General features: G+C 41.0%; 8 protein-coding genes, 1 tRNA gene and 1 pseudogene. 7 read left to right on the top strand and 3 right to left on the bottom strand.

Annotated elements, in window-relative coordinates:
- Position 1: 1 nt before the first annotated feature.
- Positions 2-75, bottom strand: a tRNA-Pro gene (locus MTF64_RS03770).
- A gap of 341 nt (positions 76-416) precedes the next feature.
- Here MTF64_RS03770 and folD point away from each other — a divergent pair.
- On the top strand, positions 417-1,271 hold the full coding sequence (gene folD, locus MTF64_RS03765; protein ID WP_029772557.1) for a bifunctional methylenetetrahydrofolate dehydrogenase/methenyltetrahydrofolate cyclohydrolase FolD: 855 nt from the start codon (positions 417-419) through the stop codon (positions 1,269-1,271).
- 72 nt (positions 1,272-1,343) lie between these two features.
- Here folD and cysS read toward each other — a convergent pair whose 3' ends face one another.
- Complete coding sequence (gene cysS, locus MTF64_RS03760; RefSeq protein ID WP_096739308.1) at positions 1,344-2,723, bottom strand: cysteine--tRNA ligase; 1,380 nt, start codon at positions 2,721-2,723, stop codon at positions 1,344-1,346.
- A 412-nt stretch (positions 2,724-3,135) separates the two neighbouring features.
- Here cysS and MTF64_RS03755 point away from each other — a divergent pair, with 412 nt between their 5' ends.
- From MTF64_RS03755 to MTF64_RS03745, 3 genes are all read left to right on the top strand, one after another.
- On the top strand, positions 3,136-3,627 hold the full coding sequence (locus tag MTF64_RS03755) for a peptidylprolyl isomerase (protein WP_024032242.1): 492 nt from the start codon (positions 3,136-3,138) through the stop codon (positions 3,625-3,627).
- Between the two features lie 84 nt (positions 3,628-3,711).
- Positions 3,712-4,449, top strand: a complete 738-nt coding sequence (locus MTF64_RS03750; RefSeq protein ID WP_248442896.1) for a UDP-2,3-diacylglucosamine diphosphatase — start codon at positions 3,712-3,714, stop codon at positions 4,447-4,449.
- 52 nt (positions 4,450-4,501) lie between these two features.
- Positions 4,502-5,302, top strand: a complete 801-nt coding sequence (locus tag MTF64_RS03745; protein WP_004586889.1) for a transporter substrate-binding domain-containing protein — start codon at positions 4,502-4,504, stop codon at positions 5,300-5,302.
- Positions 5,303-5,334: 32 nt separating this feature from the next.
- Here MTF64_RS03745 and miaE read toward each other — a convergent pair.
- Positions 5,335-5,979 (bottom strand): annotated as a pseudogene (gene miaE, locus MTF64_RS03740) (tRNA isopentenyl-2-thiomethyl-A-37 hydroxylase MiaE); the annotation flags it as partial.
- A 63-nt stretch (positions 5,980-6,042) separates the two neighbouring features.
- Here miaE and MTF64_RS03735 point away from each other — a divergent pair.
- The 3 genes from MTF64_RS03735 to MTF64_RS03725 all read left to right on the top strand — a co-directional run bounded on the left by MTF64_RS03735 (position 6,043) and on the right by MTF64_RS03725 (position 10,435).
- Positions 6,043-7,776: a recombinase family protein gene (locus MTF64_RS03735; RefSeq protein ID WP_248450639.1), complete on the top strand. Its 1,734-nt coding sequence runs from the start codon at positions 6,043-6,045 to the stop codon at positions 7,774-7,776.
- A 167-nt stretch (positions 7,777-7,943) separates the two neighbouring features.
- Positions 7,944-8,555, top strand: coding sequence for a recombinase family protein (locus tag MTF64_RS03730; RefSeq protein ID WP_248450637.1), 612 nt, complete (start codon positions 7,944-7,946; stop codon positions 8,553-8,555).
- A gap of 194 nt (positions 8,556-8,749) precedes the next feature.
- Positions 8,750-10,435 (top strand): flagellin, encoded by a 1,686-nt coding sequence (locus MTF64_RS03725; protein WP_248450635.1) that lies wholly within the window; start codon positions 8,750-8,752, stop codon positions 10,433-10,435.
- Positions 10,436-11,067 lie beyond the last annotated feature (632 nt).

Genomic DNA, 11,067 nt, shown 5'->3' with positions numbered 1-11,067 from the left:
GTCGGCGATGCAGGATTTGAACCTGCGACCCCTTGGACCCAAACCAAGTGCGCTACCAAACTGCGCTAATCGCCGATGCTTACGATTGCCTGCGAGTGACCTCGTTGACAACGGGGTGCATAATAGTGATTTGCCTGGGAGAGGTCAAACGTTTTTTGCATAAAATAAATCAATCGGTCATTTTTAGTTCATAATGGTTAAATATTGCAAAACTAAGCTGAAATTTAGACGCTTTTTTTGAAAACACCGGTTTATAACCTAAAAGCAACTTGGCGCTTCGGGCCTTTTCTGCGAAAATAGCCTGCATATTAAAAAAGCATTAATAAAATTAATTTTTTGCATACACCCCTCTTTATATGCAGATGCTTTTAAAATATAAGTATCGAAGTTTATTTAACCCCAATTAAAGGTCCCCCATGACGGCAAACATCATTGATGGTAAGGCAATCGCAAAACAAGTACGTAGTGCAGTGGCTGAGCGCGTAAGCGAACGCGTTGCAAACGGTTTACGTGCACCCGGTTTAGCAGTAGTACTGGTAGGGCTTGACCCTGCAAGCCAAGTTTACGTTGGCTCTAAGCGTAAAGCGTGTGAAGAAGTAGGATTTATTTCAAAGTCATTTGATTTACCAGCGCAAACCAGCGAAGAAGAACTACTAGCATTAATTGATGAGCTAAATAACGATGGCGAAGTAGATGGTATTTTGGTGCAACTACCGCTACCTGAAGGCCTAGATGCAGAAAAGATTTTAGAACGTATTACACCACATAAAGATGTAGACGGTTTTCACCCTTACAATATTGGCCGCTTAGCGCAACGTATGCCGGCGCTGCGCCCATGTACACCCAAAGGGATTATTACCTTATTAGATTCAACGGGCGTGCGTTACAAAGGGATGCATGCGGTAGTTGTTGGTGCCTCTAATATTGTTGGCCGCCCTATGTCGCTTGAGTTATTACTTGCCGGTTGTACTACAACGGTATGTCACAAATTTACACAAGACTTAGAAACCCATGTGCGCCGCGCAGACTTATTAGTAGTGGCCGTAGGTAAACCTGAATTTATACCTGGTGAGTGGGTAAAAGAAGGTGCGATTGTGATTGATGTAGGTATTAACCGTTTAGATACAGGCAAGTTAGTGGGCGATGTTCAGTACAGTGTTGCAGAGCAAAAAGCTGATTTTATTACTCCTGTACCGGGTGGCGTTGGCCCAATGACTGTAGCAAGTTTAATTGAAAATACCCTCGAAGCATGTGAAAAATACCACAGTTAATTTAATGCCTTTGCATTAAAAAAGGGTTGCCAACTGGCAACCCTTTTTAGTTTATAAGCTACTTTAACGCATTTACGCTTTACGCCACGTTGTTTTACCTGCTGAGTCTTCAAGCACAACACCGAGTGTATTAAGTGCATCACGTGCTTCATCAGCAGCGGCCCAATCTTTGTTTGCGCGCGCTTCATTACGTTTTACAATCAGCGCTTCGATAGTGGCCACTTCATCATCATCTTGCCCGCCTTGCAAAAACGATTCAGGTGCTTGCTGGGCAACACCAAGTACTTCGCCTATGCTGCGAAGCACAAATGCTAACTGCCCTGCTTGCTGTGTATCGGTGTCTTTAACACGGTTTAGCTCTTTAGCCAGTTCAAATAACACCGGTAACGCCTCTGGTGTATTAAAGTCATCATTCATGGCTTTTCTAAATTTAGCCACGTACTCATTGTTTTCAATATCGCACGTTATTGGCTCAACACCGCGAAGTGCTGTGTAAATACGTTCAAGCGATGAACGTGCTTGATCTAAATTCTCTTGTGAGTAATTTAACTGGCTACGGTAATGCCCTGATATTAAAAAGTAACGAACTGATTCAGCGTCATATGTTTTTAGTACCTCACGCACAGTAAAAAAGTTGTCTAATGATTTAGACATTTTTTCTTTATTTACTTGTACCATGCCTGTGTGGATCCATGTATTTACATACTTACCATTGTTTGCACAGCATGATTGCGCAATTTCGTTTTCGTGATGCGGAAACTGTAAATCAGAGCCGCCACCGTGAATATCAAAATGCTCGCCTAAATGCTTTGAGCTCATTGCTGAACATTCTATATGCCAACCCGGACGCCCTTCTCCCCACGGAGATGACCATGAAGGTTCGCCTGCTTTTGCTTTTTTCCACAATACAAAATCAAGCGGATCGTCTTTATCCTGTGCAACCTCTACGCGAGAGCCTGCTTGGAGCATACTTAAATCTTGCTGCGATAGTGCGCCGTACTGCTCAAATGTAGAAACATCAAAAAGCACGTCGCCGTCGTTTGCTACGTATGCATGGCCCTTTGCAATTAAGCGCTCAACCATTTCGATAATTTCATCCATATGGTTTGTAACCGTAGGTTCAATATCTGGGCGCAACATGTTTAGGCTATCAAAGTCTTCGTGCATGGCTTGGGTCATACGCAAAGTTAGGTCATTAATTGACTCGCCATTTTCGTTTGCGCGTTTGATTATTTTGTCATCTACGTCGGTAATATTACGTACGTATTTTAAGTCGTAACCAAGGTGGCGAAGGTAGCGGACAATAACATCAAACCCGACAAATGTACGCGCATGACCGATATGACAAAAATCATAAATGGTGATACCACACACATACATGTCGATTTTGCCTTCGACCATAGGTTTAAACTGCTCTTTTTGTCGCGTGAGTGTGTTGTATATTTGTACCATTTACTTTTAGTCCTTGACTGTTTGCTGAGTTGGCTATGTTAACACTTGAAAAGCCCCCGCTCTAGCGCTTTTTATACCCAAACCACCTCAATGCGCGTGTTTAAGCTGGAATTAAAACCAATTTAGGCAAGGCCTTGATTGTATGTAATAGAGGTTCTGTTGTTAAAATTAATAACACTGTAAAAATCAGTTTTAAACCACCCTGTTTATTGCTTAATAGGCTCTTGCTCTGTGCGTGGTTATATATTGAAAAAAATACCACAACGGCAAAATACCGCCTCGATATTAACCCCCTGTAAAACGCACAAGTATATACCTTGGGCAGCTTTGGATATATTGAACAAGCACTTTGTTTATCTTAGTTAACTAAGATAAAATAGCGCGACTAATTAAACCAGATATAGGAAACCACATGGTTGTTCTACACACTAATTTTGGTGACATCACCATTAAAATGTTTGAGCAAGAAGCTCCAAACACAGTTAAAAACTTTTTAGAGTACGCAAACTCAGGTTTTTACAACGGCACTATTTTTCACCGCGTAATTGACGGCTTTATGGTGCAAGGCGGTGGATTTGTACCTGGTATGGAACAAAAAGACGTTAACGACCCAATTCAAAACGAAGCAAATAATGGCCTATCTAATAAAGTAGGTACATTAGCAATGGCGCGTACACCTGATCCACATTCAGCAACAGCCCAATTTTTTATTAACGTTAACGACAACGACTTTTTAAACCACAGCAGCGAAACTTCGCAAGGCTGGGGTTACTGTGTATTTGCTGAAGTAGTTGAAGGCATGGACGTAGTAAATAAAATTAAAGGTGTAGCAACAGGCAGCGCTGGTTTTCACCAAGACGTACCGCTTGAAAATGTAATCATCGAAAACGTTACTGTAAGCTAAACGTTTACTCATATACTGAGTAATTAAGCGGGCATGGTACATTATGTATGCGCCCGCTTTTATTTAACCTAACTAGATGCCTCTATGACTTCTCAAACCTACTTTATTGCAGACTTACACCTAAGTGAAAACCGCCCAGATATTAGCGAGGCCTTTTATCGCTTTATAAATACGCACATTATTGGTAAGCCCGTAGATGCACTGTATATTTTAGGTGATTTTTTTGAAGTATGGGTTGGGGATGACTACGTAACAGAATTGGCTAGTGAGGTAGCAAAGCATTTAAAAGCCGTTAAAGATGGCGGTACACCAGTGTACTTTATACACGGTAATCGCGATTTTATTATGCGTGAGCAATACGCTAAACGCGCAGGTATGGTATTGCTAAACGAGCAAACGGTTATAGATTTATATGGCACTCCCACTGTTATTTTGCACGGTGATGAAATGTGTACCCAAGATATTGAGTATCAAAAGTTTCGTAAAAAAAGTCGCGGTTGGTGGTGGCCTAAATTAATGTTAGCAATGCCACTATGGTACAGAAAAAAAATTGCTCGCAATGCCAGAGAAAAAAGCAAATTAAGCCAAGCCGACAAACCCATAGAAATTTTAGACGTAGTAGATGACGCCGTACTAGCGATGTTTGCCAAGTATAATGTAAGTAACATGATACACGGCCACACCCACCGCCCTAACGTACACACTTACACTGTAGGTAAGCAAATACTAACACGCACTGTGCTTGGTGATTGGTATACTCAAGGCTCATATTTAGTGGTTACTCCACAAGGTCAAAAACTCATTAATACGCCCTTCGCATAATCTCAAATCCTGACTATTATTTAAGTACTTTTTGGTAATAGGATAAGGATATATGTATAAAGCTATTTATTGTTTGGTGCTTTGTTGCATTTTTTCCAAAGGGTATGCCTCAGAAAATTGGCAGCTCGTCGCCGAAAACTCCCCACCCTATATTGGTGAGCGCTTAATTGATAACGGCTGGGTTACTGCCTTAACTAAAGCGGCCTTAGCTAATCAAAATATTAATAACGACATCGAGTTTACCAGCTGGAACAGGGCGCTGGAGCTTACCAAAATAAATAAAAAAGATGCGATTTTAGGCGCTTTTTATACAAAGTCGCGTACTGATCTTTTTTATTACTCGCGCCCACTTGCTAACGTATACGTTGGACTATTTAAGCTCAAAGACAGACAAATAAACTATGACGGCAGTATGGACTCTTTACAGCCATACAGTATTTGTAAAGGCGTTGGCTATGCAGTAAGTGAAGTTTTTTCTGAAAGTAATGGCCTGGCCGTAACCTCAACTCGCGGGTTAATTAACAGTTTATATATGCTTCAAAAAGGACGAATAGACTTAGTAGCAGGCACTAAAGAAGTGGGTGAATACTGGTTAAAAAACACCGAAAAGCTTAATGAACCCGGCGCGCCACAAGTTGAATATATTTCGCCCGATTTAGAGCATCATCAACTGCATGTTATGTTTCCAAAGTCTGACCCTGATGCAAAACAAAAAAGAGACGCGCTTGAACAAGGCTTTTCTACTATTTTATACAATGGCACCGCAAAAGAGCTATTAGTAAAACATGGCTTTTCTCAAAGCACGGCGCTTGAGCTCATAGACTTTATAGAAAGAAGTAGCACACCTAACTAACCGGTGTGCTTGAAGAGCTAAATAACACTGCTTTAATTAGTAACTAGTGCAGGAGCGCCACTGTGAAATTTAAAGTCTTCATCAGGGCTAGTGATCAAATCAGCCTCAATTTTACCAAAAAAATCGACTCGCTCAGTAATATCAAAATCAGCAATTTCTTGTGCCAGTGTTAAGTAATCTTGATAATGGCGCGCCTCAGAGCGAAGCAATGAAATATAAAAATCGCCTAAGCGTTTATCAACATGTGGAGCAAGTGCAGCAAAACGCTCACATGAGCGAGCCTCAATATAAGCACCTACAATTAGTTTATCGACTAATGCATTAGGCTCAAACGTTTTAACGTTACGTAGCATCCCTTTAGCGTAACGACACGGTGTAATACTGCGGTACTCTACTCCATACTCGTCCATTATTTCGAGCACTTGGTAAAAGTGATGTAATTCTTCTTTTATTAGCATCACCATTTTATCTATTAAATCTTGCCCGTAAGGTGAGTTAGACTTTGGGATAATAGATTTTGTAAGTTTATTTTTAGCCGCTAAATCACGCCAATTACCTTCGCGTTTATAAATAAGTGTTTCAAAGGGCTTTAGCCATTCAAGTAAGGCATCGCTGCTGTCTTTATCTACCGCGTACTTACGAATTAAAAACATTGCACTTTGCGCTGCTTTTAACTCACTGTTGACCTAGCTGTGCACATCAAATAATATCCCCATTAAATCACATCGAAATTAAAGATTATGAAACGTAAAGTATATGCCTACCAGCGGTTTAGCTCGGATGCACAAAGAGGTAACAGCTCCTTACATAGGCAGTCGGAACAGCTTAAGGGCTGGCTAAGCAGACACCCGGAATGTGAGCTTGCAGAAGAGATTGTTGATGAAGGTATCTCTGCGTACACGGGTAAAAACGTATCGACTGGCGCATTAGGTGAATTTATTGCACGCCTGGAGTCAGGGCTAATCGAGCCTAAATCGATTGTATTGATTGAACACTTTAGCCGCCTTACACGCCAAGATCTCGGTGAAGCCGAGGGCTTACTGAAAAGGCTTTGGAAGTATGGCGTGTCTATTGCGATCACTAAGAAGGATAAGATATATGAGCCTGAGGATGTTAATGACCTTGTTGGACGGATTGAGCTATTACTTGAAATAAAAGCCGCCTATGAAGACTCAGAGTATCGCTCTAGAAAAATTAAGGGTAGCTATGTAAGACGTGAAGAAAACGCTAAGCATGGCATTGTACCAAAGATGCGACGTCCTTTTTGGCTGAACAGTGATGGTAAATGCAACGAACATAAAAGCATCATCAGAGATATTTTCGATCTTTACCTCTCAGGCCAAGGTCAAAGAAATATACTCAACGCCATAAAAGAGAAGTACCCTGATGCCTCTTTCTTGAAAAAAACTAACCCTAGCACTGTAATGGATTGGATTACTAAGGACTCAGTGATCGGCTTGTGGCGTGGGAACAAGGTTTATGAGGCAGCTATAGATGAGAGCACGTATTACCAAGCACAAGATATTCGCGAAAACCGTAAATATAAAAATATTAAGCCCGATAGCGAATGGCCACTTAGTGGTTTAATCCGGTGCAAGGGTTGTGGTTGCGGAATGAGCATTCAGCGCAGCTATAATAAGAAAAAAGGGTGCTATAGCCTTCCTTTATTAAGGTGTAGTAACACTCAGCGTAAAGGTATCAAGAGCCCTGATTGCACGACAAAGAGTACGTTCCCTCTTATCATCGCACATTATTTTTATTTCGAGTATTCACGTCGAACCATACTTGAAAAGCTGACCAAGTCAGAACTACATAAAGATAGGCTCCAACAAGAAAGTACCTTAAACAGGCTGCTGAGTAAATTATCGGCAAAACTAGACAACTACAAGGAGGTCTCTAACGAAGCAGAAGAGGCAGGCGATAATGCAACAGTACGTCATGCCTTTAAGCACATTTTAACGATAGAGCAAGAGGTCGAGGATATACTTCAAAAGCTACAGAGCTTGAAAAAGGATAGCCACGTTGAAAAAGCCGAGCTAATACTTCCCGACCTAATAGACCTTTTAAACGAGCCGAAACGCTTCAATACTGCAATGCATCGATTACAAATTTATGCGTACCTTGATGGGACGAAACTGTACTTCGATGAGAGTCGAAGCCTTGAATACGTAGAGTTCAGCAGAAAGAGCAAAAGGTATATTGTAAAGTGTGATGACTTCCCCCTGCCGCAGTTAGAGATACCTAATAACTATTACAGCGAAGAGAACCTCTTTTTCCCATTGACTAAAATGACCGAAGAAGACATCTCTATTTGGAAGCAAGCTATAAACATACAAAACCTCCGTATGAACTCTCCGACTGATGCATTTAAAGAAACTGACGCTTTGGTTGATGAAGACCAAAATGAGTTCTTATCTAGCTTTAACGCAGACTTACAAAAAATAGACGATGAGCGCCAGAAGATTAAGTCATGATGCGGTGTCAATTGACTATAGCCGAGTGAGGTGTTTTTTACATCGTCAGGCTGATATGTATTAATTCTCAATAGCCAATAAATCGAATGGCTATTGAGAGTTTATCAATGAAGTTAGTTACACAAAAGGCTAATGAGAAGTGAGAGAATATGAACGCTAGAATCTACATGAGAGCAAGCACACAAGAGCAAGACGCTTACCGAGCCGAACAGGAGCTTACTGATTTTTGTCAGAGTAATGCCATAACTATCGTAGGGAAGTACGTTGAGAACTACACTGGCACTAAATTAAAACGCCCTAAACTAGGCTTACTGCTAGCTGAGTCTGAGGCTGATGAGATACTACTTGTCGAAAGCGTCGACCGCCTCTCTCGTCTTCCCCTTGATGAGTGGTATCAACTAAAAGCAATCATTAACGAAAAAGGTCTGCGCCTTATAGTCGCTGACTTACCAACGACCCACACTCTCATTAGTGATGATGACCTAACAAGTAACATCCTAAAAATAGTCAACAATATGTTGCTTGACCTAATGGCAACCATGGCTCGCCAGGATAACGATAAGCGTCGTGAAAGAATTAAGCAGGGCTTAGCCAAAGCAAAAGCTGAAGGGAAACAGGTTGGTGGGCGTAGTAAGAATAAAGCGACCAGAGAAAAGGTCGTTAGGTACATAAACAAAAACCTTGGGGCAGAAGAAGTGTCTAAACTCGCTGATTGCAGCGTTGCCACCGTCTATCGGATAAAAAATGAAATCCTATCAGGGCAACTCGTATGCGCGTAGTTGAATATTAAGATTCGATTCATTGTACAACGTTCATTTCCAAACAAACCTAACTGCCATACTGAAGCTATTAGCGAATTTCCCCCTCGCCTAATAGCTTCGAACACTATTTAATCGAAAATTTAGCTGATTGCTCACTATCCAGCCAGTCAAAAAACTAACGCAGAATCTAGGTATAACTCTTGCTTAAGTGATTGAAAATCATAAATTTAACAAGTTCAATGATAGCAATAGGGACAAACCTTGCCGTTCATAGGGTGATTAATGAACAACAAGCGGCAATAAGTGATAGTAGTAAAAAGCTTTCATCAGGATACCGCATTAATTCAGCCAGTAACGATGCTGCGGGATTGCAGATCAGTAATAGGCTCAACTCACAAATACTCGGAATGAATCAGGCTATACGCAACTCAGTAGATGCAAACTCTATAGCTGAATCAGCCGAAGGTGCTCTTTCTGGTGTTACGGACATTCTACAACGGATGCGTGTACTGGCAATCCAATCTGCGAATGACATAAACACGGCTTACGATCGTGAAGCTTTAAATAGTGAGTACTCTCAGCTAAAGCACGAAATATCACGTGTAGCTAAAGAAACAAGTTTTGCGGGTAAAAGCTTACTTGATGGAACTTTTCAAGAGTCTTTTCAAATAGGGGCTGACGCACAACAAACAATAGAACTAAGTATTGATGGCTTCGATATCACCGAGATAGGCAGTACTGAGACAACAACAGTAACTACCTCTATACCTGACACTGAGTTAGGGACCATAAGGATTTCCAGTCCATCTTTAGACAGAGTAACATTTAATAGTAACTCGCCACCAAATAGACCTATTTCTTCTACATGGGACACACGTTTTGCCTTAGCTACTGCAACCACTCCTTCATCGGGTTCAAGTAACCTGGTACTAATCGAGGACTATAATTCAACAAGAGAAGTGTCAGATGCAATAAATGCTTTAGGTGAAGATGTAACAGCAACAGCGCAAACATATGCAGCTTTAGTATTTAAGGACTTTCCAGATCCCGATTATAATACCGTCCCCTACCCCACTCCTATTGAGTTTAATTTTGATCTAAGTGGAGAAGAAGGAAGTTCCTCAATTAGCGCTTCAATCACTGACTTTCAAGACAAAACGCAATTGGAAGGACTCGTAACGCAAGTTAATAATATTACAAGTACCACAGGTATTCGTGCAACACTTTCAACAGGGTGGAACAGCGGTGTAGGCCAATATTATGGCATCAACCTGATTGATGACACAGGTGGAAATGTTGCTGTAAATAACTTCAATGTAACAAATCCTGAAAGCAATAACCTAGAAGTAGGATTTGGAGCTAGGGGAAATACAAACACTGGCATGCCCGATATAGGCTTCCCCGTTGGCGCTATCTTTAAATCAAGGCCCTTGCCTGTTCAAAATGAAGTAAATGGGCTAGCCTCGGGCTTTCTTACTCTAACTGACACAGATGGTAATGTAGTAAATAGTTACAATGAGACTACCGAAGTACCAACGGGAAGTCATACGACAGTCACGACAGAGTTACCCGCGACGGTATTGGGTGATACTGATATACTTACGCATGATAATGCGCAACTTGCCATCAAAGTATTAGACGGTGCTTTACAGCAAATTGGGAGCCAACGCGGGGAGATCGGAGCATTCCAAAATAGAGTTACAAGCATTATCAAAACCAATCAAAATGCCGCCATCAATTTAAGCGCCGCACATAGTCGAATCAAAGATACCGACTACGCCATAGAAACAGCACTGCTTGTTAAAAGCCAAATACAACTCGATGCAACAATTGCAATAACATCCCAAGCCAATGAGCGCCTTGAACAAATACTACCCTTATTAGAAAATATGCTTTAATTAATCAAAGTAATGAACCTCTTACCTATAGGAGGTTTATTATTCATCACTGTTAATTTAGCTTGCATGCAAGAGCGCTGTTTAATAAACCCAGATGGCTAGAAACTTGTAATATATGCATCAATGTAGACCTTTTAGTGCGTGTTTGAATATTAATAACCCCTCGAATTGCTTTACAACGGCAGCTATGAACCTCACTCAACGACATGATTTATAGCAATTAGATGCCAAACAAGCCTCTCAGTACTACTAATATACCCCTTGTGTTTTAAATTTTAGGGTGTAATTAGAATCGTTGTACAACGTTAGCTGCGGACTTAGTTTTACTACATAATTGAATAGTAATTAGACGGAAAACGATCTGCTCACCACTGAAGTTAATGTAGTCCCTTAAGTGCGTGTTTGAATATTAATAACGCCTAAAATCGTTGTACAACAGCAGCTTCGGACTCCATTGCATGATTTATAGTAATTTGATGCGAAACGAGCCACTCAGCTCTGGTGCTAATGTAGTCTCTAAGTGCGTGTTTGAATATTAATAACGCCTAAAATCGTTGTACAACAGCAGCTTCGGACTCCATTGCATGATTTATAGTAATTTGATGCGAAACGAGCCACTCAGCTCTGGTGCT

The sequence above is a fragment of the Pseudoalteromonas sp. 2CM41L genome (assembly GCF_023161905.1).
Classification (GTDB): domain Bacteria; phylum Pseudomonadota; class Gammaproteobacteria; order Enterobacterales; family Alteromonadaceae; genus Pseudoalteromonas; species Pseudoalteromonas atlantica.
The sequence above is the reverse complement of the archived record's forward strand: the minus strand, read 5'-3'. Positions and strand labels throughout refer to the sequence as shown.